Genomic DNA, 24,930 nt, shown 5'->3' with positions numbered 1-24,930 from the left:
GCCGGACATGCCGGCTCAGCCGCCGTGATCGGCGCGATAGCGTTCGAAGGCATCGATCGCGTCGTCCACGGTGACCAGCTCCATCACGCCCTCGTGCTCGATCTTGGTCCCCCACTTGAGCGCCGCGGCCGGCTTGCCCAGGTAGCGGCGCGCGGCGTCGTCGTAGCGGTCCACGCAGTAGCGGCGATCCGAATAGGGGCCGCTGCGGGCCGGGTTGCTGGCCGCGTGCAGGCCCAGCACCTTGGTGCCCATCGCGTTGCCGATGTGCATCGGCCCGGAGTCGGGGGTGACCAGCAGGCTGGCGCGTTCGAGCAGCGCCGGCAGCTGCTTGAGCGTGTCCTTGCCGACCAGGTCCAGGGCCGGGGCGCGCATCGCCGCCAGGATCGCGTCGGCGGTCTGCCGTTCCAGTTCGCTGCGGCCGCCGCACAGCACCACCCGCCAGCCGCGTGTGGCGGCATGGTCGGCCAGCGCGGCGTAGCGGTCGGCGTACCAGTTGCGGCGCACGTGGCTGGAGCAGGGCGAGACCATCAGCACCGGGGCGCCGTCGTCGGGCCACTGGTCGTGGGCCCACGCCCGCGCCGCCTCGGGCACCGGCAGGTCCCAGGTCACGTCGGTCTGCTGCAGTCCCAACGGTTCGCAGAAGCTGCCGATCGCATCCAGCACATGGATGCCGGGGCGGTCGGGAATGCGTTCGTTGATGAAAAGCCCGTGCAGGTCCTTCGAGCGCGACCGGTCGTAGCCGATCCGCCGGCGCGCCGGGATGTACGCGGACAACAGGTTGGCCCGGAACGCGACCTGCATCTGCAGCAGCACGTCGAAGCCGCCCGACGGCAAGGCGCGGCGCAGGGCGCGCATGCCGGCCAGGCCGCTGCGCTTGTCGTAGACGTGGAACACCACCCCGTCCAACCCGTCGAGCAGGCGCAGGCCGGCCGGGTCGATGACCCAGTGCAGCGGCGGGGCGTCCGGCCAGGCGCGCTGCAGGGTGCGCACCAGCGGCACGACGTGGGTCACGTCGCCGAGGGCGGACAGGCGCAGCAGGCAGAGTGAGGGGCGCATCGCTTGCGGGTGTTGTTAGACTCGTGCGGATGGTCGCCTTCGACGCCAGCGAAGCCCTGACGCCGTACCGCGCGGAGAGCGGGTACGGTGCCATTCTCTTCGACCGTCAACGGCTGCGGCAAGCCGGCGCCGATCTGTTCTCGCCGGCGGCCTGGGGCGAGCGGGCTCGGCCGGTGGGCTCCGGCGGCCGCGGTGGCGCCTGGTTCGTCGACGCGCCATTCGGTCCCTGCGTGCTGCGCCAGTATCTGCGTGGCGGCCTGGCCGCCCGCTTCAGCCGCGACCACTACCTGTGGCGCGGCGCCTCGCACACGCGCAGTTTCGCCGAGTTCCGGCTGATGCGCGAACTGCTGGGCCGTGGCCTGCCGGTGCCCAAGCCGCTGGCCGCCAGTTATGCCCGCGACGGTTTCCGGTACCGCGCGTCGATCCTGCTGGAGCGGCTGATGGACGTGCGCTCGCTGGCCGACCGCGCGCTGGTGGCCGGCAACGGCGCGCCGTGGGAGGAGGCCGGCCGGCTGATCGCGCGCTTCCACCGCGAGGGCCTGGACCACGCCGACCTCAACGCGCACAACCTTCTGTTCGACGGCAACGGCCGTGGCTGGATGATCGATTTCGACCGCGGCCGCATGCGCATCCCGGCCACGCACTGGCGCGAGGCCAACCTGCGCCGGCTGCAGCGCTCGCTGCTCAAGCTGCGCGGCGAGCGCGCCTCGGCCGAGGTCGAGGCCGACTTCGCCCGCCTGCGCCGGGCCTACGACCTAGCCTGGAAGCGGGGCTGCTGATGGACGCCTGGTCGCTGCGGTTGCACGGGGTCGGCAATGCGTCGGCGGTGGAGCTGGGCTCGGCCATGGCCAGCATCGAGCACCAGGGCAAACCGTGGCTGACCATCGACTGCGGCGCCGAGGGGCTGAGCGCATTCGAGGCGCAGTACGGCCATCCGCCCGGGGCGGTGTTCATCACCCACGTGCACATGGACCACGTGGCCGGGCTGGAGCGGCTGTTCGTGTCGACCTACTTCGATCCCGAACGCCAGGGGCGCACGCGCCTGTACGTGCCGGCGCCGGTGGTGCCGCTGCTGCAGCGGCGGGTGGGCGACTATCCCAACGTGCTGGCCGAGGGCGGCGCCAATTTCTGGGACGCGTTCCAGCTGGTGCCGGTCAGCGATGCGTTCTGGCACGACGGGCTGCGGCTGGAGGTGTTCCCGGTGCGCCACCACTGGCCCGACACCGCCTTCGGCCTGCGCCTGCGCGGCAGCGTGGTCTGGAGCGGCGACACCCGGCCGATCCCGGAGATGCTGGCGCGCCACGCCGACGCAGGCGAGCTCATCGCCCACGATTGCGCGCTGCACGGCAATCCCTCGCACACCGGGCTGGACGACCTGGAGCGCGAGTACGGCGAGGCGCTGCGCAAGCGCATGCTGCTCTACCACTACGCCGGCCACGCCGACGCCACCGCGATGGTGGCCCGCGGCTACCGGGTGGCGCGCCCGGGCGAGTCGTGGCCACTGGCCGCGCCGCGGGCGACGATGCCGGCGCTGCCATGAACCTGGCCCGGCCGCTGCAGGCGCTGCCGCACGACCGCCTTGGCCGGCCGCTGCGCGACCTGCGCCTGTCGGTGATCGACGCCTGCAACTTCCGCTGCGGCTACTGCATGCCGGCCGACCGCATTCCCGACGACCACGGGCTGGATTCGGCCGCGCGGCTGGACTTCGACCAGATCGAGACGCTGGTGCGCGGTTTCGCCACGCTGGGCATGCACAAGCTGCGCCTGACCGGCGGCGAGCCGCTGCTGCGCAGGCACCTGCCGGAGCTGGTCGCGCGGCTGGCCCGGATCCCCGGCATCGACGACCTGGCGCTGACCACCAACGGCTCGCTGTTGGCTGCGCAGGCACGCGCGTTGCGCCAGGCCGGGCTGCACCGGATCACGGTCAGCCTCGATGCGCTCGATCCGCAGGCGTTCCGCGCGATGTCCGGCGGGCGTGGCGAGGTCGGCGCGGTGCTGGCGGGCATCGCCGCGGCCGAGGCGGCCGGCTTCGGCGCGCTGAAGATCAACTGCGTGGTTCGCCGCGGCGCCAACGAGGACCAGGTGCTGCCGCTGCTGGAGCGCTTCCGCGGCAGTGGCCACGTGGTCCGCTTCATCGAGTACATGGACGTGGGCACCTGCAACGGCTGGCGCCAGGACCAGGTCGTGGCCTCGGCCGAACTGCGCGACCGCATCGCCGCGCGCTGGCCGCTGCGCCCGCTGCAGTCCCGCTACCGCGGCGAGGTGGCCGAGCGCTACGCCTTCGCCGACGGCGGCGGCGAGGTCGGTTTCGTCAGTTCGGTCAGTGCGCCGTTCTGCGGCGACTGCCACCGTGCGCGCGTGTCCGCCGACGGCCGGCTCTACACCTGCCTGTTCGCCGGCGAGGGGCATGATCTGAAGCCGGCGCTGGCGCAGGGCGCGGCGGCGCTGGCCAGCCGCGTGTCCGGCCTGTGGGCGCGGCGCGGCGACCGCTACAGCGAGATCCGCGGCAATCCGCAGGCGCCGCGCAAGCACATCGAGATGTACCTGATCGGAGGTTGAGTGGCGACATCCAGGTTTTCCAGCGGTGGCAAGTCTTCCCTCGCCAAGCCGACCCACCTGGACGCCGCCGGGCGCCCGGCGATGGTCGACGTCTCCGGCAAGGCCGTGTCCGCACGCAGCGCCACCGCCGAGTGCCGGGTGAAGTTCCCGGTGCAGGTCGCCGCGCAGCTGCGCGCCAGCGGCCTGCGCGCGGGCAAGGGCGGGATCGTCGAGACCGCGGTGATCGCCGGCACCCTGGCGGCCAAGCGCACCCACGAGCTGATCCCGTTCTGCCACGCGCTGCCGCTGGAAGGACTGCGCATCGCCATCGACTGGCACGGCGAGCGCGAGCTGCGGATCGAGTGCAGCGCGCGCACCACCGCGCGCACCGGGGTGGAGATGGAGGCGCTGACCGGGGCGACGGTGGCGGCGTTGACCGTCTACGACATGAGCAAGTCGCTGTCGCATGCCATCGTGCTGGGCCCGGCGCGGCTGCTGGGCAAGCGCGGCGGCAAGCGCGACTTCGGGAAGGCGGGCTGATGGCGATGGTGCGCCTGCTGTATTTCGCCAGCCTGCGCGAGGCGGCCGGCTGCGACGGCGAGACGGTGGACAGCGCCGCGGCCGACCTGGCCGCGCTGTATGCCGAGGCCGCCGCGCGCCACGCGCTGCACTGGCCGCGCGAGCGCCTGCGGGTGGCGGTGGACGGCGCGTTCGCGCACTGGGACGACACGCCGCGCGAGGGCAGCGAAGTCGCGTTCATCCCGCCGGTATCGGGAGGCTGAGATGGCGGCTCTGGAGCGCGAACCCGGCGAGCCCGTCCTGGCGCGTTTTGAACTGGCGGAGGCACCGTTCGATGTCGCCGCGCTGCGCACCCGGCTGCTGCGCGACGAGGCCGGCGCCTACGCCAGCTTCGAAGGCTGGGTTCGCGACCACAACGAAGGCCGCCCGGTGCTGGGCCTGCGCTACGAGGCCTACGCCGCGCTGGCGGCCGCGGAGGGGCAGCGCATCGTCGAGGAGGCGGTGGTGCGTTTCGGGGCCTGCGGCGTGCACTGCGTGCACCGCACCGGCGAGCTGGCGATCGGCGAGCTGGCGGTCTGGGTCGGGGCCAGCGCCGCGCACCGCGACGCCGCTTTCGCCGCCTGCCGCTTCGTGATCGACGAGGTCAAGGCGCGGGTGCCGATCTGGAAGCACGAGCGCTACGCCGACGGCGCGCGGCAATGGCTGCACCCGCAGCCGGCGCCGGCCGCCCGCGAACCTGCCCCGGAGGAACCACGATGAAGCGCATGTCCCTGCCCCTGCTCATGGCGGCGATGGCCGCCGCGTTCGCATTGCTGGTCGCGCCGCGCACGCACGCGGCCGAACTGCTCGTCGGCAACAAGTCCGCCGACACGCTCTGGCGGCTGTCGCTGGAGGACGGCCGCAAGCTGGGCGAGGCGCCGACCGCGCCCGGGCCGCACGAGATCGCGGTGAGTCCCGATGGCCGCCTGGCGGTGGTCAGCGAGTACGGGCGGCAGGCGCCGGGACACACGCTGGGGGTCTACGACACCGCCGGTGGCCAGCTGCTGCGGCGGATCGAGCTGGGCACGCACACCCGTCCGCACGGCATGCGCTTCACCGTCGATGGGCGGCGCCTGCTGGTCACTACCGAGGGCAGCGACGCGTTGCTGCTGGTTGATCCGGCCGGTGGGGTGGAGCGTGCGATCGACATCGGGCCCGGTACGGGCCACATGGTGGCGCTCGCCCGCGACGGCGCGGTGGCCTACGTCAGCAAGCTCCGTGCCGGCACCGTGGCACGCATCGAGCTGGCCAGCGGCGAGGTACTGGAGAAGCCGGCCGGTGGCGGCGCCGAAGGCATCGCCATCGCCGCCGACGGTACGGTGTGGGTGAGCAACCGCGAGGACGGGACGGTGACCGTGCACGATCCGGCCACGCTGGACGTGCTCGACACCCTGGACAGCGATGGTTTCCCGATCCGCGTGGTGTTCACGCCCAGCGGCCGGCATGCGCTGGTGACCAACGCGCGCGCCGCCACCCTGGCGGTGTTCGATGCGGTCTCGCGCAGGCAGGTGGCGTTGGTCGAGCTCGCGCGCCCGGACGTGGAATACCGCGACACCATGCTCGGCCGCGCCGCGCTGCCGATCGGCGCGATCGCCGATCCCTCGGGACAGCGGGTGTACGTGGCCATCAGCGGCGGCAACGAGATCGCCGTGGTGGATACCGCCAGTTGGGCGGTGGTGGAGCGCTGGCCCACCGGCGACGAGCCGGACGCGCTGGGGATCGTGGCCGTGCCGGCGGCGCCCGGCGCCGGCCCGTAGCGGGATAGCTCTCGCCATACGTCGTCACGACAACGACAACGGCAACCGCAACCGCAACCGCATAGTCAAAAGCGCCGGGTGTGGTCGGCTTCGGGCTGAGCCGCGGCGGGCCGGGAGTATCGCGGTCGTCTCGGCGGCACATCCCTGTGCCGACTCGCCGACGCGGCCATCCCTGGCCGCTGCCGCAATACTCCCGGCCCGCCACGTCTTCGGGAGCTTTGGGGTCGTGGCTTCGTTCGCAGTGAGGCGATCAGGGCCCGGCTTTTGTAGGAGCGGGCATGACCGCGACTCGACGCCGCCGGCCCAGGCGACGCCCTCGTGGTTCCGACGCCCGTGTCGCCGACTGAAGTCAGCTCCTACAGAAGAGCGGCCGCGCTGTGGCGGTTGTAGGAGCCGGGTTCAGCCGGCGACCCGACGCCGTCGGCACAGGCGACGCCCTCGTGGTTCCGACGTCTGTGTCGCCGACTGAAGTCGGCTCCTACAGAAGGCAGCGCCGTCGCAGGCTTCGCTCCCTTCCTTTAGCCGCAGGCGAAAGGGGGTGAAGAGGGCTGCTTGCACGCCATTGGCGTGCAGTCCGATGAACGCCCGAAGGCTATGCCTGAGGGCCGGACGGGTCGGGGAGGGGGCTTGCCTCGGCCGCACCCTGGCGTTCATTCCCAGTGAGAAGGCATGAGCCATCGCCACGGCGCGTCGCGGCATCAACGGCTGGCGTTGCTTCACCGGCCCCGAAAAGGTGGCGGCCCCGCCGGCTTGCCTCGGCGCCCGCGTCGATCGATACCGTTGCTGCCTTCCGGCCCTGGCGGGATTTTCGACCTAGCGTCGCGAGGGGCCGACGGGGCCACCATAGGACTGGACCGCCTGGCGCGCGATCCGGAGAGCGCGGCGGAACGGGACGGCCACCGGGGGCCGGCCGCCGCGCATGCGGGATGCGGATTCTAGCCGATCCGCGGGGCGAGCCGCCATGGCACGGTGCCCTGCCGGGCGCGGGTTTCGTTCCCGCTCAGGCCGGCATGCCCTCTGCCGCGCCCGTGCCACGCTTCACGAACGGCACGTCCCAGGTCAGGTAGGTGCCGGCGCGCCACAGCCATTCCAGCGGCCCATACCAGAACCGCCTGAACCACAGGTGGGCGAAGACCAGCTGCGCCGCGAACGCGGCCAGCCCCAGCAGCAGCGCCTGCACCTGGCTCATGCTCGCGTGCAGGCCCAGGCCGTACCCGTAGAACACCGGCACGAACACCAGCGATTGCAGGACGTAGAGGGTCAGCGTCATCCGCCCGGCGGGCGCGAGCAGGCCCAGCGCCCGGTCGCCGCCGCCGTAGTAGATGCCGATGAAACCCAGCATCAGCACGGCCATGGCCGCCAGGTCGAACAGGCTGGCCAGCAGCGCGCCGGTCAGCGCGCGCGGCATGGACATCGCGTCGGTCGCGGGAACCAGCTGGGTGAGCGGTTCCCGGGCGAGGTACAGCGCCACCGCGCAGGTCAGTGCGATCGCCAGGCCCACGGTCCGCGCCCGCACGAATGCTTCGGGACGGGCGAAGAAGCCGATCCGGCCGAGCAGCATCCCGACCAGCGACAGGCCGAGCAGCTGGCTGAGGCGACCGGACTCGTACATGAACAACCACTTGAAGCCGTGGCCGTCGACCACGTTCATCCGTACCGTGCCGGCGAAGTCGCCGTCGAGGTAGACCTGCGGAATGGTGGCGCTCCAGAAGCGCAGCGGCTGATTGGCCCATTCCGCGCCCGCCAGGCCGGCGGCGATGCGGACCAGCATCAGCGGCTGCAGCAGGAAGAACACCGCCACAGCCAGCAGCAGCCGGTTCGAGCGCACCCGCTGGAACGGGACCAGGAACAGGCCCATCACCGCCAGCACTTCGAGGATGTCGCCGCGATACCAGAGCCCGTGCAGCAGGCCCATCGCCGCGAGCAGGACCAGGCGCCAGACGAAGCGCCCGGTGAAGTCCACGCCCCGGCGCGCGGCCCGGTCCATGATGATGAAGAAGCTCACGCCGAAGCTCAGGGCGAGCAGGGCGAAGGCCTTGCCGGCGAACACCAGCCACACGGCGTCGTGCACGGCCAGCTGCAGCGGATCGGTGGCCGGGTGCGCCCAGTACAGTTCGAACAGCTCGGGCATGTGCACGATGAACAGCCCGAACAGGGCGAAGCCGCGCAGGGCGTCGAGCCCTTCCATGCGCGGGATGTAGCCGACGTTGCCCATGATGGTTTTTCCCCGCCCCCGGTCCGGGCAGCAAGGCCGGCGCATGCCGTCCGCGGTTGGCGGCAGGCATGTCCGGCGGTTGCTCCCGGTGGCGCGAGGATAGCCGGCGCGGCGTTGCGGACGACAGGGAGGGCCGATCAAGGGCGGAGCGTCGAGCGGTCCCCGGAAAGCAAAAGCCCCCGCCATCGGGCAGGGGTTTTCGGCGGATATGGTGGAGAGAGAGGGATTCACTCGGCCCCTGCGGGGCCTCGCCCTTCGGGCGGTGGCTGCGCCACCGTGCAACCCGCTGCACGGGTTGTCGAACCCGTTGGGGGTTCTCGTCAGATCACCTCTCTCCGCCAGATACGCAAAAGCCCCCTTGCGGGGGCTTTCGCATATCTGGCGGAGAGAGGGGGATTCGAACCCCCGAAGCGCGGTTTAGACGCTTACACACTTTCCAGGCGTGCTCCTTCAACCACTCGGACACCTCTCCGGGACCTGTCCGGAGCTCGAATCAGCCACGATCAGGGTCGCGGATTCTAGCGCCCGCGGGCACTTGCCACAAGCGCGGCCGGCGTGTGGGGCGGGCGTGGCACAATGCCGGTCCTGGTCCAAACGGTCGTCCGATGTCCTACCTCGTCCTGGCCCGAAAGTGGCGCCCGAAGCGGTTTTCCGAGCTGGTCGGGCAGGAGCACGTCGTGCGCGCGCTGGGCAACGCCCTGGACACCGGCCGGATCCACCATGCCTTCCTGTTCACCGGCACCCGCGGCGTGGGCAAGACCACCATCGCCCGGATCTTCGCCAAGTCGCTGAACTGCGAGAAGGGCACCAGCGCCGAGCCTTGCGGTGTCTGCCCGGCCTGCACCGACATCGACGCCGGCCGCTACATCGACCTGCTGGAGATCGACGCGGCCTCCAACACCGGCGTGGACGACGTGCGCGAGGTGATCGAGAACGCGCAGTACATGCCCTCGCGCGGGCAGTACAAGGTGTACCTGATCGACGAGGTGCACATGCTGTCCAAGGCGGCGTTCAACGCGCTGCTCAAGACCCTGGAGGAGCCGCCGGGGCACGTGAAGTTCCTGCTGGCCACCACCGATCCGCAGAAGCTGCCGGTGACCGTGCTAAGCCGCTGCCTGCAGTTCAACCTCAAGCGCCTGGATGAGGGCCAGATCGAAGGCCAGATGACCAGGATCCTGGCCGCCGAGGAGATCGAGGCCGATGCCGGCGCGATCCGCCTGCTGGCGCGCGCGGCCGACGGCAGCCTGCGCGACGGCCTGTCGCTGCTGGACCAGGCGATCGCCTACGCCGGCGGCGCGCTGCGTGAGGACGTGGTGCGGGCCATGCTCGGCAGCGTCGACCGCACCCAGGTGGCCGCGCTGCTGGACGCGCTGGCCGACGGCGACGGGCAGAAGCTGCTGGCCACGATCGAGACCCTGGCCGGCTTCGCCCCGGACTGGGGCAACGTGCTGGAGGCGCTGGCCGAGGCGCTGCACCGGATCCAGGTGAAACAGCTGGTGCCGGGCGCCACGCGCGAGGACGAAGGGCTGGACGTGGCGCGCTACGCCGCGCGCCTGCGTCCGGAAGTGGTGCAACTCTGGTACCAGATGGCGGTCAACGGCCGTCGCGACCTGGAACTGGCGCCGGCGCCGCGGGTGGGCTTCGAGATGAGCGTGCTGCGGATGCTGGCGTTCAAACCGGAGGCCGATGCCAATCCGGCGGCGGACGGGCAGGGCGCCGGCACCGGCGCCAGTGCCGGCACGGCCCGCGTCGCGGCCACCGCGGCAGCGGCTTCCACGCCGCCGGCAGCTACCGCCCGGTCGGTTGCCGCCGCCTCCGATCCGCCCCCCTGGGATCCGCCCGCGCCGGCCGCGCGGCCGCCGGTGAGCGACCCGGGTGTGGCTGTCGCTGCCGCCGCGCACCGGCCACCTGCCGTGGAAACGCCGCCGCCGCGCCCGGCCACCGGCAGCGCGGTGCCCGCCGCTGCGGCTGCGCTCGACCGCGGCATCGTCGTGGCGCCGCCGCAGCAACAGCCACCTGCGCCGCCGCCGGAAGCGCGCCCGCCGCAGCCCGCGGTCGCCGGCGTGGCGATCGCCGACGCCGAGGACTGGCTGCAGCGCGTGGCCGCCTGCGACCTGAAAGGTCCGGCGCGCGAACTGGCCGCGCACACCGCCTTCGTGTCGCATGCCGACGGCGTGCTGACCCTGGCGCTGGCGCCGGGGTTCGAATACCTGAGCACCGAGCGCTCCACCGGTGCGCTGGCGGCAGCGCTGGCGGCTTCGCTGGGCGCGGCGCCGCGCATTGCGATCCAGAACGTCGTTGCGCCGGCCGAGACGCTGAACGAGCGCCGCGACCGCGAGCGCGATTCGCGCCAGAGCGCGGCAGAGGACGCCTTCCTCAACGATCCGGGCGTCAAGCGCCTGATCGAACAGCACGGCGCCCGCGTCGTGCCCGACTCCATCCGACCTCTAGACGAGAACTGACGACATGCGCGGCAATATCGCCCAGCTGATGCAACAGGCGCAGAAGATGCAGGAGAACCTGCAGCGCGCCCAGGAGGAACTGGCCAAGCTGGAAGTCACCGGCAGCGCCGGCGGCGGCATGGTCAGCGTGACCCTCACCGGCGCCAAGGAGTGCCGCAAGGTGCGGATCGACCCCAGCATCCTCTCCGACCAGGAAATGGCCGAGGACCTGATCGCCGCAGCGTTCAACGACGCCGCCAACAAGGTCGACGCCGAATCCAAGGCGAAGATGGCCGAGGCCTCGGCCGGCATGCCGCTGCCGCCGGGAATGAAGCTGCCGTTCTGATCGCCACCGCGCGCCGCCGTCCATGAGTTCGCCGCTGCTGGAGCAGCTGATCGAAGCGTTCCGGGTGCTGCCCGGCGTGGGCCGCAAGACCGCCCAGCGCATGGCCTACCACGTGCTCGAGCGCGGCCGCGACGGCGGCCGCCGCCTGGCCGAGGTGCTGGCCGAATCGGTCGAGCGGATCGGCCATTGCAGCCAGTGCCGCGACTTCAGCGAGACCGACGTGTGCGCGACCTGCGCCAGCGCCGGCCGTGACCGCCAGCAGCTGTGCGTGGTCGAATCACCGGCCGACCGCCTGGCGATCGAGACCGCCACCGGCTACCGCGGCCTGTACTACGTGCTGCAGGGCCGGCTGTCGCCGCTGGACGGCATCGGCCCGCGCGAACTGGGGCTGGACGCGCTGGCCGCGCGGCTGGCGGCCGGCGAGGTCGCCGAACTGATCGTGGCCACCAGCGCCACGGTCGAGGGCGAGGCCACCGCGCATTACCTGGCGCAGCTGGCCCGCCGGCACGGCGCGCGGCCGAGCCGGCTGGCGCAGGGCCTGCCGCTGGGCGGGGAACTGGAGTACGTCGACCGCGGCACGCTGTCGCATGCGTTCGGCACGCGTGGCGAGATGCCCGAGTGACGTGGTGAGGCGGAAGTGAAGGGAGTGGGGGAGCGGAGTAGGGGAATGCGCCCCGGTTGCCGCAGCGCTAAGCTCCATGCCATCCCCTTCACTTCCCGCGCGCCCATGAACGACACCCTCTTCGGCAGGATCATCCGCCGCGAGATCCCCGCGGCAATCGTCTACGAGGACGACGACATCCTCGGCTTCAAGGACATCGCGCCGCAGGCGCCGGTGCACGTGCTGTTCGTGCCCAAGGGCGAGGTCATCCCGACCCTGGACGACACCACGCCGGAACAGGCGCAGCTGCTGGGCCGGCTGATGCTGGCGGCGGCCGACTATGCAAGGCGCGAGGGTTTCGCGCGGGACGGCTACCGGGTGGTGATGAACTGTCGGGAGCACGGCGGGCAGACCGTGTTCCACGTGCACCTGCACTTGCTGGCCGGCGCGCCGCTGGGGCATTTCGGTACCGCGTAGGGCGATCTGAACACCCGCCCGGGTGAATCCTTCAGGTCTAGCCCGAGCCCCGCCTTCCTGAGCCCGCCCGCATTCTTGGTGCGTCGCAAAGCAAAGCGCCGCCCGAAGGCGGCGCTTGCACGTTGCACGGCGGCGCAGAAGGGCGTCGGGACTACCAGCCCCACCAGCCCCAGCGTCCCCACGGGCCCGGACCCCAGGGACCCCAGGGACCCCACGGATCGTGCACCACCCGCACTTCGCGAATGATCGGCCACAGGTAGACGACGTCGGCGGCCATCCTCGGCAGCCGGTAGTCGTACTCGCCGATGCGCACCGACTCGGTGTCCTGCACGCGGCCGACGAAGGTGACTTCGCGGCCGGGCGTGAACACCGCCGGATCGTAGAAGCCGGCGCGGCAGGCGACGAAGCGGCCCTGGGCGTTGTCGGCGGCGTTGCTGTCCGGGCGGCCGCTGGCGTTCAGCGGCGTGGCCACGACCTGGAAGCAGGTGCTGTCGGCGCCGGGCGTGGTCTGCACGATCCGGCCGCCCCAGCGGACGCTGGCGCCGACCTGCTGGCCGATCACTGCCTGCTCGGGGGTGACGGGAAGGAAACTGCCCTGCAGCGGCTGCGGGGCGGTGGCGCAGGCGCCGAGCAGCGCGGTCGCCGCGGCGGCGAGTACGAGGCGGAACGAGGTGCGGACAGACATGGCGGGCCTCCGGTTCAGGGGCGGTGCCGCGCCAGGTCATCCAGCAGCCGGCGCATCCCCCCATGCCGGCCAGCGTAACGCGCCTCGGCGAAACGCCGGCTGAGCGCGAGCAGCGCCTGGCCCGAGCGCGGATGCGCGGCCGCCACGCGCACGGCCCAGGCCAGCGCCGGCTCGTGCGGCGCCCGCCCCAGGCCCAGCCGCGCGTAGCGGCGGCCCAGGCGGTGCCAGGCGCGCAGCAGCGGATCGCGCTCGCGTTCGCCACGGGCCAGCAGCCAGACCATGCCGGCCAGGGCCAGGGCCGCGGTGGCCACGAACAGCAGCAGCAGCTGCGACGGCTGCAGCCGCTGCAGGCCCAGCGGGCGCAGCAGCGCCTGCTGCCGGTTGGCGTCGAAGCCCAGCACCAGGTCGTTCCAGCCGCGCCGCAGCCAGTCGGTCAGGTCGCCGAGGCGATCCAGCCGCAACGCATCCAGCCCGCCGCCGCCGGTGCCGATGCGCCGCTCCAGGGTGTCGTAGATCCGTTCCGGCGCCACCGCCGCGGTCGGGTCCACCCGCACCCAGCCCGGACCATCGAGCCAGACCTCGACCCAGGCGTGCGCGTCCATGCGCCGGATGATCCAGTAGTCGCCGAACGGATTGCGGTAGCCGCCGGTGTAGCCGGTGACCACCCGCGCCGGGATGCCGGCTGCGCGCATCAGCACCGTGAACGCGGAACTGAAGTGCTCGCAGTAGCCGGCCCGGGTCTCGAACAGGAATTCGTCGACCGCGTGGCGGCCAGGCAATGGCGTGTCGAGCGTGTAGGCGAAGTCGCTGCGGATCCAGCCCAGCGCACGGTCGACGATGGCCTGGTCGTCGGTGCCGGCGTCCTGCCGCCATTGCCGGGCGAGGGCGTGCGTGCGCGGGTCGCGGTCCGGCGGCAGGGCCAGCGCGCGCTGGCGCACCAGTTCGCGCAGCTGTGGCTCGAACCGCGTGGGTGGCGCCGACTGCAGTTGCCAGCGGCTGGGAGCCGACAGCGGGCGCGGCGTCACCAGGCTCAGGCCGTGCAGCTGCTGGGTCCCTTCAGGCACGACCAGCGGCAGGTCCAGCGCCGGCAGGTCGCGGCGGTCGGTGGCCTCGACCTCCAGTTCGTAGCGCCAGCGGATCGCACCCGGCTCGGTGCGCGCCGGCGGCAGCGATTCCAGCCAGCGGCTGCGGGTCCAGGTACGGCCGTCATAGTCCAGCAGCACCGGGCCGCGCCAGTACATCTGCTCCGGCCGCGGCACCGGGCCCTGGAACTTCGCACGCATCGCCGGGGTGTCGTCGGCCATCAGGTCCAGCCAGCCGCCCGGGCTCATGCTGTCGGACAGGCCGAGCTGGGCGATCGCGCGTTCGGGCACGCCCCACAGCGGTGTGTCCAGCCGCGGGAACAGCCAGAAGGCGAGCAACGCCAGCGGCAGGCCGATCGCCACCAGCCGTCCCATGGTGGCCAGCCGTTGCCGCGGCCGCGGCGGAGGGATGCCGGCCTCCAGGTCCGCCAGCCGCTGCAGGGTGAGCAGTCCGGCCAGCACCGCCGCCAGCGCGAAGGCCATCACCAGCGGTCCCTGGTCGAGCAGGAACGCGGCGAACGGCGCGAACAGCGCGAAACCGACCAGGCTGCGCGCATCGCGCAGGGTGCGCAGCTCGGTCGGCTTGATCGCCAGCATCGCCGCCAGCAGCGCGCTGCCGGTGTCGCGGCCCAGGCGTGTGCCCATCACCGCCAACACCGCCATGACCATGGCCAGGGCGAGCAGCATGCGCAGCCAGCCGGGCAACGGGCGCCGCCATGCCAGCCACGCCATCACCGGCGCGGTCAGGCCGAAGCCGAAGCCGAGGCCGGACGGCAGCGTCATCAGCAGCGGCAGCAGCGCCAGGCCGGCCGCCGCCAGCGCCCAGCCGCGGCTGCCACGATCCAGCAGCACCGGGGTTCCGGCGGAGGGGGCGATGGCGCTGGTGGCGAGGGCGCTCATGCGTCCGGCAGCAGCGCCAGCGCGCGCAGGCAGGCGTGGCGATGTTCCGGACCACGGCCCGGGCCGAGCTCGGGCTGCGCCGGCAGGCGCAGGCGGTAGCGACGCCCCTCGCGCTCGGCCTGGTCGACCCAGGCCGCCAGGCGCGAGATGCGCGGTTCCCGCGGCAGCGCGCGCAGCGTGTCCCAGTCGAGCGGCACGTCCTGCTGCAGCGCGCGTTCGTATTCGCGTACCACCAGGCTGTCGCGCCGCGCGCTGTGCTTCCAGGTGATCGTGCGCGGCGCATCGCCGCTGCGGTAGGGGCGCAGCTGGTGCGGTTCCTCGCCCAGCGGATGCACGCGGCTGTGCTGCGCGTCGCCGCCGCTGTCCGGCAGCGGCGGCGGGTTGGCCTCGGCGCGCGGGTACACCAGCAGCGGCTGCCGCGGCCACACCCGCGACCAGGCGCGGGCCAGGCCGAGCGGCTGGGTGGTCGACAGCCGGATCCGGCCGGGGTCGAGCCAGCCGCGGTGGTGGGTGGGAACGGACAGTGCGAGCTCGGCGTTGCCGTCGGCGCCGGTGCCGGTCCAGGCAACGGCGTCGTCGAGGTCGCCGCGCAGGCCGCGGCGTCGGCGTCCGTCGCGGGTCGACAGCGACAGGCGCAGCCACAGTACGTCGCCCGCCGCGACCGGTTCGGCCGACAGGGCTTCCACCTGCAGGCCCGACAGCTGCAGGTGGCCGGCGATCAGGCTGGCCAGTCCGGCCGCGCCCAGCAGCAGGGCCAGCAGCAGCGCCGGGTTGTTGTTGTAGTTGAGCGCGCCCAGGGTCATGGCCAGCACCAGCAGCCCGTAGAACAGGCCGAACGGCGTGGGCAGCACGTAGATGCGGCGGCGTCCGATCCGGACCGGCAGCGGCTCCGGTGCGCGCGGCCGCTCGAACGCCTGCAGCCGCGCGTGCAGGCGGCGCAGCGCGGCCCGCATCAGTCCACCGGCACCGCGTGCAGCACCGCCTTGGCCAGCGCTGCGCCGCTGCCGGCCTCGGCTTCACCGGCCAGCCGGTGTCCGGCGACGGCGATGAACAACGCTTGCACGTCCTCCGGCAGTACGTGGCCGCGGCCGAGCAGCAGCGCGTACGCGCGCGCGGCGCGCAGCAGCGCCAGGCCGGCGCGCGGCGACAGGCCGACGCGGATGCCCGGGTGCTGGCGGCTGCGCGCGAGCAGGGCCTGCACGTAGCCGATCAGCGCCTCGCTGGCGTGTACCTGTTCCGCGGCGCGGCGCAGCGCCTGCACCTCGCCGTCGGCCAGCACCGGCAGCGCCCGTGCGATCAGTTCGCGGCGGTCGGCACCGGTCAGCAGGGCGCGCTCGGATTCGGCATTGGGGTAGCCGAGCGAGAAGCGCAGCAGGAAGCGGTCCAGCTGCGAATCGGGCAGCGGGAAGGTACCGGACAGGTCGACCGGGTTCTGGGTGGCGATCACGAAGAACGGGTCGGGCAGGTTGTGGGTGACGCCATCGACCGTCACCTGTTGCTCGGCCATCGCCTCCAGCAGCGCGCTCTGCGTGCGCGGCGGCGCGCGGTTGATCTCGTCGGCGAGCAGCACCTGGGTGAACACCGGCCCGGGATGGAACCGGAACTGGCGCGAATCGGCCTCGTAGACCGAGACGCCGAGCACATCGGCGGGCAGCAGGTCCGAGGTGAATTGGATGCGCTGGAACCCCAGGCCCACGGTCGCCGCCAGCGCATGCGCCAGAGTGGTCTTGCCCAGCCCCGGCAGGTCCTCGATCAGCACATGACCGCCGGCCAGCAGTGCGACCAGGGCCAGCCGCACTTCCTGCGGCTTGCCCAGCACCAGGGCATTGACCTGACGTTGCGCCTGCGCGAGCGAGTCGTGCAGGGCGTCGGTTAGGATGGGGCTCGATGGTTCCGCGGTCCGCGTCATCGTCTTCCTGTGGGCTGGGATCGGAATGGAGTGTAGCGGCAGAGATGGAGGCTGAGCACCGCGCGCGGCGCGCATTCATCGCCTGGTGGACGCTGGCCTGCGCGGTCAAGCTGGTGCTGGCCTCGCGCTTGCCGTTGTTTGTCGATGAAGCGTTCTACTGGCAGGAAGGCCGGCATCTGGCGTCGGCCTATTCCGACCTGCCGGGAATGACCGCCTGGCTGGCGCGCCTGGGCACGGCCCTGGGTGGCGAGCATCCGCTCGCGCTGCGCCTGCCGTTCCTGGCGATGGCGGCGCTGCTGCCGTGGTGGGTGGCGCGGATCGGGCGGCGCTGGTTCGGTGCGATCCATGGCTGGCGCGCCGGCACCCTGGCGGTGCTGCTGCCGCTGCTGGGCACGCTGGGCCTGCTCGCGCTGCCGGACGTGCCGATGGCGCTGGCCACCGTGCTGTGCCTGCATGCGGCCGCGCGCCTGCTGCACGAGGTCACGCCGCTGGCGGCGGTGGAGCTGGCGCTCGGACTGGCGCTCGGCGCGCTGAGCCACTACCGGTTCGCCGGCGTGGTCGTGGTCGGCGCGCTGGTGGTGCTGTACCTGCCGCAGGGCCGGCAGCTGCTGCGCGATCCGCGGGTGCTGCTGGCGCTGGTGGTCGGGCTGCTGGCATGGCTGCCGCTGCTGCTGTGGAACCTGGAGAACGGCGAAGCCGGGCTGCGTTTCCAGCTGGTCGACCGCCATCCGTGGACGCTGCACGCCGGCGGCCTGGCGTTCCTGCCGCTGCAGGCGCTGCTGGTCACCCCGCTGCTGGCCTGGGCCATCCTGCAGGCGGCCTGGGTCACCGGTTGGAAACGGCGGCTGGCGCGCCCGCAATGGCGCTTCCTGGCCCTGTTCGGTTCGCTCGTGCTCGCCGGCCTGTTCGTGCTGGGCTTCTTCACCGACAGCGAACGCGTGAGTTTCCACTGGCCGGTGCCGGCCTACCTGGCGCTGTTGCCGGCGGCGGCGATGCTGCTGGGCAACTGGCCGCGGGCATGGCGCCGCCTGGCCTGGGTCACCGCCGGGCTGGGGCTGTGCGCGGCCCTGGCCTGGATGGCGATGGTGGCCTCGCCGCAGTGGCGCCAGGCCAGCGCCAGCTCCAAGCACTATCCGCGCAATTTCGCCGGCTGGGAGCCGCTGGCGGCGGCCGTGCGCGAAGAACTGGCGGCGATGCCGCCGGGAACACGGCTGCTGGCCGAGAACTTCAAGCTCGGCGCCGAGCTGGGTTTCGCCCTGGGCGATCCGGGCATCGCCGTGCTCGACCATCCGCTCAACCATGCGCACGGGCGCGCGCCGCAGTTGCGCTTGTGGGGCCTGCAGGCCGACGCCGTTCCCGCCGCGCCGACGCTGCTGGTGCTGGCGCCCGGTGACCTGCCATTCAAGCAGTGGCTGCAGCGCTACCACGAACTGTGCGCATGGCTCGGTCCGCTGCCGCCCGCGCGCAGCGTGCGGGTGGACCATGGCGCGCAGCGATTCCTGCTGATGCGGCTGGTGCCGCAGCCGTCCCCGGGCGCCTGCGTCACCCCGGCGATGGCCTGGATCGACACGCCGCGTCCGGGGCAGTCGCTGCCGCCGCATTTCGAGGTGCGCGGCTGGGCGTTCAAGGACGGCGTCGGCCTGTCGCGGGTGGAGATCACCCTGGACGGCGCGGTGGTGGCGCGTGCCGAGTACGGTTCGGAGCTCGACGTCGCCGGACATTTCCCGCATTCGGTGGATCCCAATCATCCGCGGGTCGGCTTCCACGCGCGGGTCGACCTCCCCGACAGCCAGGCGGGCCGGCGCTGGCTCGGCCTGCGCCTGCATGGAGCCGACGGCAGCGTGGAGGAGTGGCCCGAACAGCCGGTGCGGATCGCCGCCGGCGGCGGCGACCGGTAACATGCGCGCCGGTTCGAGGGAGCACGGCATGCGTGGCGTGGACAGGAAGGCACACGGGGATGGCGGCGACGGCGGGCCGCTGCGGATCGCGTTGCTGGTGCCGTGCCGGAACGAGGCGGCGACCGTCGCCTCGGTGGTCGAGGCCTTCCGCGCCAGCCTGCCGGCGGCGCGCTGCCATGTGTTCGACAACCGCTCCGACGACGCCACCGCGGCCATCGCCCGCCAGGCCGGTGCCGACGTGCATGCGGTGGCGCTGCGCGGCAAGGGCAATGTGGTCCGCCGCGCGTTCGCCGACATCGAGGCCGATGTCTACGTGATGGTCGACGGCGACGCCACCTACCACGCGGCGGCCGCCCCGGCGCTGGTGCGGCACCTGCTCGACCACGGGCTGGACATGGTGGTCGGCGCGCGCGTCGACCGGGACCCGGCGGCCTACCGCGCCGGGCACCGCTTCGGCAACCGCCTGCTCACCCGCTGCGTCGGGCTGCTGTTCGGCGACAGTTTCGACGACATGCTGTCGGGCTACCGCGTGTTCTCGCGGCGCTACGTGAAGTCGTTCCCCGCGCACGCGGCCGGCTTCGAGATCGAGACCGAGCTGGCGGTGCACGCACTGCAGTTGCGCATGCCGGTGGCCGAGTTGCCCACCGCCTACGGCGCACGGCCGGAAGGCTCGACCAGCAAGCTCAACACCTGGCGCGACGGCGTCCGCATCCTCGGCACCATCGCGCGCCTGTTCAAGGCCGAGCGGCCGCTGCTGTTCTTCTCGCTCGGCGCCGGCGCCAGCCTGCTGCTGTCGCTGCTGCTGGCGGTGCCGCTGGTGCTCACCTACCTGGAGACCGGGCTGGTGCCGCGCTTCCCGACCGCGATCCTGTGCTCGGCGCTGGTCCTGCTGGCGGCGGTGCTGCTGGCCTGCGGCCTGATCCTGGACACGGTCACGCGCGGGCGGATCGAGGCCAAGCGCCTGGCCTACCTGGCCATCCCGACCACCCGCGGCGCCGTGCCGGACGTGCCGGCGGCCCTGGGTGGCGGCAACCGAGACGCGGAATCCGCCGAGGCCACGCCCGGTGGCCGCTGACCCGGGCGCGGTACCGGGACGGCTGGCGCGCCTGCGGGCGCGGTTGCGCCCGCAGCTGGCACGGCTGGAACGCACGTTCGGCTTCGGCACGCGCGGTGGCGTGATCAACGCGACGCTGGCCGTTTCCGCGCTTTGCGCGCTGCTGTCCCTGCTGCGCGGCCAGGACGCGAACTGGGACCTGCGCAACTACCACGTGTACAACGCCTGGGCGCTGCTGGAAGGGCGCCTCGGCATCGACCTGGCGCCGGCGCAGCTGCAGAGCTACTTCGTGCCGCTGCTCGACGTGCCGTACTTCCTGCTCGTACAGCACGCGCCGGCGCCGCTGGCCGGCATCCTGCTCGGCCTGCTGCACGGGCTGGCGTTCCTGCCGGTGGCGTGGATCGCCCGCTGCGCGCTGGCCGGCGACCCGCGCCGCGACTGGCTGGCGCCGCTGCTGGGCCTGGCCGGGCTGGCCAGCGCGGCGTTCCTGTCGGAACTGGGCAACACCATGGGCGACGCCAGCACCGCGCCGCTGGTGCTCGGCGCGCTGGCGCTGATGCTGCCCGACGACCACGGGCGGTGGCGCACGCGCCGGACCGTGCTGGCGGGCGCGCTGCTGGGCGCCGCGGTGGCGTTCAAGCTGACCAATGCCATCTACGCCGTCGCGCTCGGCCTGGCAGTGCTGGCGCCCTCGCTGCCGTGGCGCGCGCGGATCCGCGCCGGCGTGGTCCTGACGTTGGCCGCACTCGCCGTGTTTGCGCTGCTGGCCGGACCGTGGCTGTACCGGCTGTGGAGCGTGTTCGGCAATCCGCTGTTCCCGCAGTTCAACGCCTGGTTCCAGGCGCCGCTGGCCGCGCCGGTGGCGGTGGCCGATACGCGCTGGCTGCCGCAGGGCTGGGGCGAGGCGCTGCTGCGGCCGCTGCTGTTCACCGCCAATCCGTACCTGGTCAGCGAGATCGCCCTGCTGCAGGTGACCTGGGCACTGCTGTACGTGGCGGCGCTGGCCGCATTGGCGATGTGGCTGATCCGCCTGCCCGGCCGGCGCCGCGAGGGAGCGCCGCGCGACGGCACCCGTGCGCGGCGCATGCTCGGCGTCTTCTTCCTCGCCGGGTTCGCGCTGTGGCTGGCGATGTTCAGCATCCACCGCTACCTGGTGGTGCTGGAACTGCTGGCGCCGCTGGCGCTCTGGCTGCTGCTGCACGGGCTGCTGCCGCACCGGATCGCCGGTCGCGCGGCGGTCGCCGCGATCGGGCTGGGTGCGCTGGTGGCGCTGGCGGGCTGGAACGACTGGGGACATGCGGGCTGGGCGCGCACCGCGTTCCGGGTGCAGCCGCCGCCGGGTGCACCGGTCGGCACGGTGCTGCTGGTGGGCAGCGAACCGCAGGCCTGGCGGGTGCCGTTCCTGCCGCCGGGACCCGCCTACGCCTCGGTCGGGTCCAACTTTCCCGAATCGCCGGCTTATGCAGCGCGGGTCGAAGAACTGCTCCGCGCAGGCGGCGGCGAGGCCGCGGCGATCCTGCCGGTGGTGATGGACCGGCGGGCCGAGAGCGTCGACCGCCGCAACCGCTGGGCGGGCAGGCTGGGCCTGGATGCCGGCGACTGCCGGGTGCTGCGCTGGCTGGCCGGACGCAGCCGCAGCCTGCGGCTGGTCGAACCCGCGCAGTCGCCTTCCGGGCGCTGCCGCCTGGCCCAGGCTGCCGACCGCGTGCAACGCGCGGAAGACGCCAACCAGGCCCTGCTCGCCGATGCCGCCACGGTCCTGGCCCGCTACGGACTGCGCCTGGATCCGGCCGCCTGCGCGGTCGTGGACAGCCGCATCGGCCGGCAGGCGCACCCGTACCACTGGTGCCGGCTGGCGCCGGAGCCGGGCTGAGCCGGCGCCGGTTCAGGGCACCGCGTAGCCGGTCTGGCGCAGCAGCGCGGCCAGCGCGATCAGCGGCAGGCCGACCAGCGCGGTCGGATCCTGCGACTCGATCGCGTCGAACAGTGCGATGCCCAGGCCTTCGCACTTGAAGCTGCCGGCGCAGTCGAACGGCTGCTCGGCGGCGACGTAGCGCTCGATCTCGGCGGCCGACAGCTCGCGGAAGCGGACCCGGGTCAGGTCCGCCGCCGCCAGCTCCCGCTCGCCGCGACGCAGGCAGACGGCGGTATGGAAGAGGACGCTGCGGCCGCCCATCGCCGCCAGCTGGGCGAGGGCGGCGGCCTGGCCACCGGGTTTGCCCAGGATCCGCCCGTCCAGGTCGGCGGCCTGGTCCGAGCCGATCACCCAGGCCTGCGGATGCAGGCGGGCCACCGCCGCCGCCTTGGCCCGGGCCAGCCGGTGGACCAGTTCGGCCGGCCGTTCACCTGCCAGCGGGGTTTCGTCCACCTCGGGGCGGGCGCATTCGAACGGCAGGCGCAGGCGCTGCAGCAGTTCGCGGCGGTAGGGCGAGGTCGAGGCGAGGATCAGCATGGGCGGCGCGGACGGCGGGGCGGGGACGGGCAGTGTCGGATGCCGCCGCCCGGCGCGGCAATGCGCCGGCTCGCCGCTCGGCCGGTTTGACACGGGACCGGGCGGTCCTTAACATTCAGCGGCTTATGTCCGCAGGTGGGTCCGTCGTGCAGCTTCCCGAAACGCTGGATGCCTGGCGGATGGTCGCTGCAAGGCGGCAGTTCGAAGGCTCCTTGCCGTTGTCGGCGATGCCCCGGCTCGCCGGCAGCCTCGCCGACAGCGAGGGCGAATGCCGCTTTGCGCTGGAATTCGGCCAGGACACGCTGCAGGTACCGTTCGTCGAGTTGTCGATCGAAGCGGGCCTGCCGCTGCTGTGCCAGCGCAGCCTGGAGCGGTTCGTGTTCCCGGTGCAGACCGTGCAGCGGCTCGGCCTGATCCGCGACGAAGCCGACGAGGCCGCGTTGCCGCCCGGGTACGAGGCGCTGCTGGTGCCGGAGGACGGCCAGCTGCGTCCGGCCGAGCTGGTCGAGGACGAGCTGGTCCTGGCCATCCCGGTGGTGCCGATGGCGTCCGACAGCGCGCCGGTCGAACGCACCTGGTCGGCGGGCGAAGAGGAAATCCAGGCGGCCAGCCCGTTCGCGGCGCTGGCATCGCTGAAGAAGAAGTAGGACGGTCGCGCCACCGACGAAGGCGCCCTGGAACGGCACCGGCGGGTGGCTTCGAGGTCCCACAAGACACGCAATTCAACCGAGTTTGGAGCAATCCCATGGCTGTGCAGAAATCCCGAGTCACTCCGTCCCGCCGCGGCCAGCGCCGTTCCCATGACGCGCTGACGGCCAAGCAGCTGGCGACCGACCCGACCACGGGCGAGATCCACCTGCGCCATCACGTCACCGCCGACGGCTACTACCGCGGCAAGAAGGTCATCGCCACCAAGACCTCGGCGGTCGAGGAAGACTGAGCCTGACCTCCGGCGCGCGCGGCCCGCGCGCGCCCGGCCTGCGGTAAACAACGTCCCGGCTCCCGCAGGGAGCCTCCAGCGGGAATGCGCATGAGCGAGCGGATCTATTCGCGCATCGCCGGAACCGGCAGCTACCTGCCGGAGAAGGTGGTGACCAACGACGACCTGGCCAAGGTGGTCGACACCAGCGACGAATGGATCCACTCGCGCACCGGCATCCGCGAACGGCGCGTGGTCGCCGAAGGGCAGACCACCAGCGACCTGGGCTACCAGGCCGCGCTCAAGGCGATCGAGGCGGCGGGCGTGACCGTCGACGAGATCGACCTGATCGTGGTCGGCACCACCACGCCCGACCTGATCTTCCCGTCCACCGCCTGCCTGATCCAGCAGAAGCTGGGCGCGCGCGGCTGCCCGGCGTTCGACGTCAACGCGGCCTGCTCGGGCTTCGTGTTCGCGCTGAGCGTGGCCGACCAGTACGTGCGCAGCGGCGCGGCCAAGACCGCGCTGGTGATCGGCGCCGAAACGCTGACCCGCATGGTCGACTGGAGCGACCGCACCACCTGCGTGCTGTTCGGCGACGGCGCCGGCGCGGTGATACTCAAGGCCGATGCCGAGACCGGCATCCTCAGCACGCACCTGCATGCCGAAGGCAGCAAGAAGGAACTGCTGTGGAATCCGGTCGGCGTGTCCGCCGGCTTCGACGCCGACGCGCCCAACGCCGGCGTGCGCATCGTCATGGCCGGCAACGAGGTGTTCAAGCACGCGGTCAAGGCGCTGGACTCGGTGGTCGACGAGACCCTGGAAGCCAATGGCCTGGACAAGCACGACCTGGACTGGCTGATCCCGCACCAGGCCAACCTGCGCATCATCGAGGCCACCGCCAAGCGGCTGGACATGCCGATGGAGCGCGTGATCGTCACCGTCGACCGCCACGGCAACACCTCCGCCGGTTCGGTGCCGCTGGCGCTGGACGAGGCGGTGCGCTCCGGACGCGTGCAGCGCGGCCAGCTGCTGCTGCTGGAAGCCTTCGGCGGCGGCTTCACCTGGGGTTCGGCGCTGCTGCGCTATTGAGTCGCCCAGCCCGGTCCGGTATTGACCGGTAGCGTTCCGTTGCGGCCGACGCGCCGCTCCCAGGAGGCGACATGTCCGTGCAACCGATGGACCTGGCGGGCCGAACGGCCTGGATCAAGCGCTATGCGCTCGGTCGCCGCAGGCTGAGCCTGGGCCCGCTCGACCTGGTGACCCGCAAGCTCGGGCTGGCGCCGCTGCGCCCGCCGCCGCACCACGGCGGCAGCCGGGCCAAGGAAACCGAGCGGCGTCGCATCGCCGAACTGCGTGCGCTCGGCGTGCGGGTGCCCGAGGTGCTCGGCGAGAACGACGACACCCTGCTGCTCGGCGACATCGGTGATTCGCTCGCCTCGCGCCTGCGTGCCGCCGCCGGCGATGCGCGGGCGCTGGACGCGCTGACCCGCACCGCGACCGCGGCCATCGCCGACGCGCACCGGCGCGGCGCCTACTTCGGCCAGCCGGTGCCGCGCAACATCACCGTGGACGCGCATGGCGCGGTGGGGTTCATCGATTTCGAGGAAGATCCGCTGGAGGTGATGACCCTGGCGCAGGCGCAGGCGCGCGACTGGCTGCTGTTCGCGTTCGGCATGGCCAGGCACTACGACGCGCGGCCTGAGGCGCTGGCGGACATGCTCGGCGAGGTCATGCGGATCGAGCCGCGGCCGGTGGGGCGGCATGCCCGCCGTGTCGGCCGTCGCCTGCACGGACTGGCCCGCATCGTTCGCCGCCTGGGGCGTTCGGCGCGGGCTTTCGCCCACGCCGTGTTCGTGATCCGCGGTGCGACGACCTGGATGGTGCTGGCGCTGATCCTGCTGCTGGACTGGAGCGGCGACGGCGAACTGGACCTGCTGCTGGGCATCTTCAGCTGAGGCGCGCGCCGGCGACGGCGTCGAGCGCATACGCCCGGGTACAGACAAACCCGCGGGATCGCCCGTATCATCGCCGCTCTTTCC

The 24,930-nt window shown here is 72.6% G+C and carries 25 protein-coding genes, 1 tRNA gene and 1 other RNA gene; 18 read left to right on the top strand and 9 right to left on the bottom strand.

Translation table 11 applies throughout. The features are described from left to right. Positions 1 to 15: 15 nt before the first annotated feature. Positions 16 to 1,056, bottom strand: coding sequence for a glycosyltransferase family 9 protein (locus WQ53_RS02110; protein ID WP_052629972.1), 1,041 nt, complete (start codon positions 1,054 to 1,056; stop codon positions 16 to 18). 29 nt (positions 1,057 to 1,085) lie between these two features. Here WQ53_RS02110 and WQ53_RS02105 point away from each other — a divergent pair, with 29 nt between their 5' ends. The 7 genes from WQ53_RS02105 (at position 1,086) to WQ53_RS02075 (ending at position 5,909) form a co-directional block, all read left to right on the top strand. Beyond that, complete coding sequence (locus tag WQ53_RS02105) at positions 1,086 to 1,835, top strand: 3-deoxy-D-manno-octulosonic acid kinase (RefSeq protein WP_052629971.1); 750 nt, start codon at positions 1,086 to 1,088, stop codon at positions 1,833 to 1,835. Beyond that, positions 1,835 to 2,596 (top strand): MBL fold metallo-hydrolase, encoded by a 762-nt coding sequence (locus WQ53_RS02100; protein WP_052629969.1) that lies wholly within the window; start codon positions 1,835 to 1,837, stop codon positions 2,594 to 2,596. The genes WQ53_RS02105 and WQ53_RS02100 overlap by 1 nt, the downstream gene beginning before the upstream one ends. Further along, entirely contained in the window at positions 2,593 to 3,615 is a 1,023-nt protein-coding gene (gene moaA, locus WQ53_RS02095; protein ID WP_052633861.1) for a GTP 3',8-cyclase MoaA, read from the top strand. Before WQ53_RS02100 ends, moaA begins: the two co-directional genes overlap by 4 nt. Positions 3,616 to 3,696: 81 nt before the next feature. Continuing rightward, on the top strand, positions 3,697 to 4,134 hold the full coding sequence (gene moaC / locus WQ53_RS02090) for a cyclic pyranopterin monophosphate synthase MoaC (protein ID WP_052633859.1): 438 nt from the start codon (positions 3,697 to 3,699) through the stop codon (positions 4,132 to 4,134). Next, on the top strand, positions 4,131 to 4,376 hold the full coding sequence (locus tag WQ53_RS02085; RefSeq protein ID WP_173427224.1) for a MoaD/ThiS family protein: 246 nt from the start codon (positions 4,131 to 4,133) through the stop codon (positions 4,374 to 4,376). The genes moaC and WQ53_RS02085 overlap by 4 nt, the downstream gene beginning before the upstream one ends. A gap of 1 nt (position 4,377) precedes the next feature. Further along, positions 4,378 to 4,872, top strand: a complete 495-nt coding sequence (locus WQ53_RS02080; RefSeq protein ID WP_052629965.1) for a molybdenum cofactor biosynthesis protein MoaE — start codon at positions 4,378 to 4,380, stop codon at positions 4,870 to 4,872. A gap of 5 nt (positions 4,873 to 4,877) precedes the next feature. After that, the gene (locus WQ53_RS02075) at positions 4,878 to 5,909 is read left to right on the top strand and encodes a gluconolaconase (protein ID WP_236685889.1); all 1,032 of its coding nucleotides are present in this window, start codon (positions 4,878 to 4,880) and stop codon (positions 5,907 to 5,909) included. A 739-nt stretch (positions 5,910 to 6,648) separates the two neighbouring features. Here WQ53_RS02075 and ffs read toward each other — a convergent pair. The 3 genes from ffs to WQ53_RS02065 form a co-directional block, all read right to left on the bottom strand. Further along, positions 6,649 to 6,745, bottom strand: an RNA gene (gene ffs, locus WQ53_RS16150) — signal recognition particle sRNA small type. 164 nt (positions 6,746 to 6,909) lie between these two features. Continuing rightward, entirely contained in the window at positions 6,910 to 8,124 is a 1,215-nt protein-coding gene (locus tag WQ53_RS02070) for a DUF418 domain-containing protein (protein ID WP_201774021.1), read from the bottom strand. Positions 8,125 to 8,503: 379 nt separating this feature from the next. Further along, a tRNA-Ser gene (locus WQ53_RS02065) sits at positions 8,504 to 8,596 on the bottom strand. 133 nt (positions 8,597 to 8,729) lie between these two features. Between WQ53_RS02065 and dnaX the strand changes: the two genes are divergently transcribed. The 4 genes from dnaX (at position 8,730) to WQ53_RS02045 (ending at position 11,989) form a co-directional block, all read left to right on the top strand. Then, positions 8,730 to 10,586, top strand: coding sequence for a DNA polymerase III subunit gamma/tau (gene dnaX / locus WQ53_RS02060; RefSeq protein ID WP_052629963.1), 1,857 nt, complete (start codon positions 8,730 to 8,732; stop codon positions 10,584 to 10,586). 4 nt (positions 10,587 to 10,590) lie between these two features. Further along, positions 10,591 to 10,911 (top strand): YbaB/EbfC family nucleoid-associated protein, encoded by a 321-nt coding sequence (locus tag WQ53_RS02055; RefSeq protein WP_052629962.1) that lies wholly within the window; start codon positions 10,591 to 10,593, stop codon positions 10,909 to 10,911. 22 nt (positions 10,912 to 10,933) lie between these two features. Then, entirely contained in the window at positions 10,934 to 11,533 is a 600-nt protein-coding gene (recR, locus tag WQ53_RS02050; RefSeq protein WP_052629960.1) for a recombination mediator RecR, read from the top strand. A 105-nt stretch (positions 11,534 to 11,638) separates the two neighbouring features. Continuing rightward, positions 11,639 to 11,989: a histidine triad nucleotide-binding protein gene (locus WQ53_RS02045; protein ID WP_052629958.1), complete on the top strand. Its 351-nt coding sequence runs from the start codon at positions 11,639 to 11,641 to the stop codon at positions 11,987 to 11,989. A 151-nt stretch (positions 11,990 to 12,140) separates the two neighbouring features. Here WQ53_RS02045 and WQ53_RS02040 read toward each other — a convergent pair whose 3' ends face one another. From WQ53_RS02040 to WQ53_RS02025, 4 genes are read right to left on the bottom strand one after another with little or no spacing between them, the layout of a single operon-like run. Beyond that, positions 12,141 to 12,674, bottom strand: coding sequence for a Slp family lipoprotein (locus tag WQ53_RS02040; protein ID WP_052629956.1), 534 nt, complete (start codon positions 12,672 to 12,674; stop codon positions 12,141 to 12,143). Between the two features lie 14 nt (positions 12,675 to 12,688). Continuing rightward, positions 12,689 to 14,656, bottom strand: coding sequence for a transglutaminase TgpA family protein (locus WQ53_RS02035; RefSeq protein ID WP_052629954.1), 1,968 nt, complete (start codon positions 14,654 to 14,656; stop codon positions 12,689 to 12,691). Further along, positions 14,653 to 15,609, bottom strand: a complete 957-nt coding sequence (locus WQ53_RS02030; RefSeq protein WP_052629952.1) for a DUF58 domain-containing protein — start codon at positions 15,607 to 15,609, stop codon at positions 14,653 to 14,655. The genes WQ53_RS02035 and WQ53_RS02030 overlap by 4 nt, the downstream gene beginning before the upstream one ends. Further along, entirely contained in the window at positions 15,609 to 16,565 is a 957-nt protein-coding gene (locus WQ53_RS02025; RefSeq protein WP_052629950.1) for an AAA family ATPase, read from the bottom strand. The genes WQ53_RS02030 and WQ53_RS02025 overlap by 1 nt, the downstream gene beginning before the upstream one ends. A gap of 44 nt (positions 16,566 to 16,609) precedes the next feature. Here WQ53_RS02025 and WQ53_RS02020 point away from each other — a divergent pair, with 44 nt between their 5' ends. The 3 genes from WQ53_RS02020 to WQ53_RS02010 are packed head-to-tail and all read left to right on the top strand — an operon-like array spanning position 16,610 to position 21,390. After that, positions 16,610 to 18,463 carry an ArnT family glycosyltransferase gene (locus WQ53_RS02020; RefSeq protein WP_052629949.1) on the top strand — a complete coding sequence of 618 codons (1,854 nt, stop codon included), beginning with the start codon at positions 16,610 to 16,612 and terminating at the stop codon, positions 18,461 to 18,463. A gap of 28 nt (positions 18,464 to 18,491) precedes the next feature. Further along, positions 18,492 to 19,538, top strand: coding sequence for a glycosyltransferase family 2 protein (locus WQ53_RS02015; protein WP_082113101.1), 1,047 nt, complete (start codon positions 18,492 to 18,494; stop codon positions 19,536 to 19,538). Beyond that, on the top strand, positions 19,528 to 21,390 hold the full coding sequence (locus tag WQ53_RS02010; RefSeq protein WP_052629947.1) for a glycosyltransferase 87 family protein: 1,863 nt from the start codon (positions 19,528 to 19,530) through the stop codon (positions 21,388 to 21,390). The genes WQ53_RS02015 and WQ53_RS02010 overlap by 11 nt, the downstream gene beginning before the upstream one ends. Before the next feature lie 12 nt (positions 21,391 to 21,402). Here WQ53_RS02010 and WQ53_RS02005 read toward each other — a convergent pair whose 3' ends face one another. Then, positions 21,403 to 21,969: a Maf family protein gene (locus tag WQ53_RS02005; protein ID WP_052629945.1), complete on the bottom strand. Its 567-nt coding sequence runs from the start codon at positions 21,967 to 21,969 to the stop codon at positions 21,403 to 21,405. 125 nt (positions 21,970 to 22,094) lie between these two features. On the opposite strand from WQ53_RS02005, the gene WQ53_RS02000 reads away from it, so the two are divergent. The 4 genes from WQ53_RS02000 (at position 22,095) to WQ53_RS01985 (ending at position 24,846) form a co-directional block, all read left to right on the top strand. Then, positions 22,095 to 22,616, top strand: coding sequence for a YceD family protein (locus WQ53_RS02000; protein WP_052629943.1), 522 nt, complete (start codon positions 22,095 to 22,097; stop codon positions 22,614 to 22,616). A 98-nt stretch (positions 22,617 to 22,714) separates the two neighbouring features. Continuing rightward, on the top strand, positions 22,715 to 22,909 hold the full coding sequence (gene rpmF / locus WQ53_RS01995) for a 50S ribosomal protein L32 (RefSeq protein WP_052629941.1): 195 nt from the start codon (positions 22,715 to 22,717) through the stop codon (positions 22,907 to 22,909). Between the two features lie 90 nt (positions 22,910 to 22,999). Next, entirely contained in the window at positions 23,000 to 23,980 is a 981-nt protein-coding gene (locus WQ53_RS01990; protein WP_052629939.1) for a beta-ketoacyl-ACP synthase III, read from the top strand. 71 nt (positions 23,981 to 24,051) lie between these two features. Beyond that, on the top strand, positions 24,052 to 24,846 hold the full coding sequence (locus tag WQ53_RS01985; RefSeq protein WP_052629937.1) for a hypothetical protein: 795 nt from the start codon (positions 24,052 to 24,054) through the stop codon (positions 24,844 to 24,846). Positions 24,847 to 24,930: the final 84 nt, after the last annotated feature.

The sequence above is a fragment of the Pseudoxanthomonas suwonensis genome, assembly GCF_000972865.1.
In the GTDB taxonomy this organism is placed as follows: domain Bacteria; phylum Pseudomonadota; class Gammaproteobacteria; order Xanthomonadales; family Xanthomonadaceae; genus Pseudoxanthomonas; species Pseudoxanthomonas suwonensis_B.
The sequence above is the reverse complement of the archived record's forward strand: the minus strand, read 5'-3'. Positions and strand labels throughout refer to the sequence as shown.

Bases quoted from the DNA above. Each gene is read 5' to 3' on its own strand.
- WQ53_RS02110 (WP_052629972.1), bottom strand. From the start codon at position 1,056: ATGCGCCCCTCACTCTGCCTGCTGCGCCTGTCCGCCCTCGGCGACGTG.
- WQ53_RS02105 (WP_052629971.1), top strand. From the start codon at position 1,086: ATGGTCGCCTTCGACGCCAGCGAAGCCCTGACGCCGTACCGCGCGGAG.
- WQ53_RS02100 (WP_052629969.1), top strand. From the start codon at position 1,835: ATGGACGCCTGGTCGCTGCGGTTGCACGGGGTCGGCAATGCGTCGGCG.
- moaA (WP_052633861.1), top strand. From the start codon at position 2,593: ATGAACCTGGCCCGGCCGCTGCAGGCGCTGCCGCACGACCGCCTTGGC.
- moaC (WP_052633859.1), top strand. From the start codon at position 3,697: ATGGTCGACGTCTCCGGCAAGGCCGTGTCCGCACGCAGCGCCACCGCC.
- WQ53_RS02080 (WP_052629965.1), top strand. From the start codon at position 4,378: ATGGCGGCTCTGGAGCGCGAACCCGGCGAGCCCGTCCTGGCGCGTTTT.
- WQ53_RS02075 (WP_236685889.1), top strand. From the start codon at position 4,878: ATGTCCCTGCCCCTGCTCATGGCGGCGATGGCCGCCGCGTTCGCATTG.
- WQ53_RS02070 (WP_201774021.1), bottom strand. From the start codon at position 8,124: ATGGGCAACGTCGGCTACATCCCGCGCATGGAAGGGCTCGACGCCCTG.
- dnaX (WP_052629963.1), top strand. From the start codon at position 8,730: ATGTCCTACCTCGTCCTGGCCCGAAAGTGGCGCCCGAAGCGGTTTTCC.
- WQ53_RS02055 (WP_052629962.1), top strand. From the start codon at position 10,591: ATGCGCGGCAATATCGCCCAGCTGATGCAACAGGCGCAGAAGATGCAG.
- recR (WP_052629960.1), top strand. From the start codon at position 10,934: ATGAGTTCGCCGCTGCTGGAGCAGCTGATCGAAGCGTTCCGGGTGCTG.
- WQ53_RS02045 (WP_052629958.1), top strand. From the start codon at position 11,639: ATGAACGACACCCTCTTCGGCAGGATCATCCGCCGCGAGATCCCCGCG.
- WQ53_RS02040 (WP_052629956.1), bottom strand. From the start codon at position 12,674: ATGTCTGTCCGCACCTCGTTCCGCCTCGTACTCGCCGCCGCGGCGACC.
- WQ53_RS02035 (WP_052629954.1), bottom strand. From the start codon at position 14,656: ATGAGCGCCCTCGCCACCAGCGCCATCGCCCCCTCCGCCGGAACCCCG.
- WQ53_RS02030 (WP_052629952.1), bottom strand. From the start codon at position 15,609: ATGCGGGCCGCGCTGCGCCGCCTGCACGCGCGGCTGCAGGCGTTCGAG.
- WQ53_RS02025 (WP_052629950.1), bottom strand. From the start codon at position 16,565: ATGACGCGGACCGCGGAACCATCGAGCCCCATCCTAACCGACGCCCTG.
- WQ53_RS02020 (WP_052629949.1), top strand. From the start codon at position 16,610: ATGGAGGCTGAGCACCGCGCGCGGCGCGCATTCATCGCCTGGTGGACG.
- WQ53_RS02015 (WP_082113101.1), top strand. From the start codon at position 18,492: ATGCGTGGCGTGGACAGGAAGGCACACGGGGATGGCGGCGACGGCGGG.
- WQ53_RS02005 (WP_052629945.1), bottom strand. From the start codon at position 21,969: ATGCTGATCCTCGCCTCGACCTCGCCCTACCGCCGCGAACTGCTGCAG.
- WQ53_RS02000 (WP_052629943.1), top strand. From the start codon at position 22,095: ATGTCCGCAGGTGGGTCCGTCGTGCAGCTTCCCGAAACGCTGGATGCC.
- rpmF (WP_052629941.1), top strand. From the start codon at position 22,715: ATGGCTGTGCAGAAATCCCGAGTCACTCCGTCCCGCCGCGGCCAGCGC.
- WQ53_RS01990 (WP_052629939.1), top strand. From the start codon at position 23,000: ATGAGCGAGCGGATCTATTCGCGCATCGCCGGAACCGGCAGCTACCTG.
- WQ53_RS01985 (WP_052629937.1), top strand. From the start codon at position 24,052: ATGTCCGTGCAACCGATGGACCTGGCGGGCCGAACGGCCTGGATCAAG.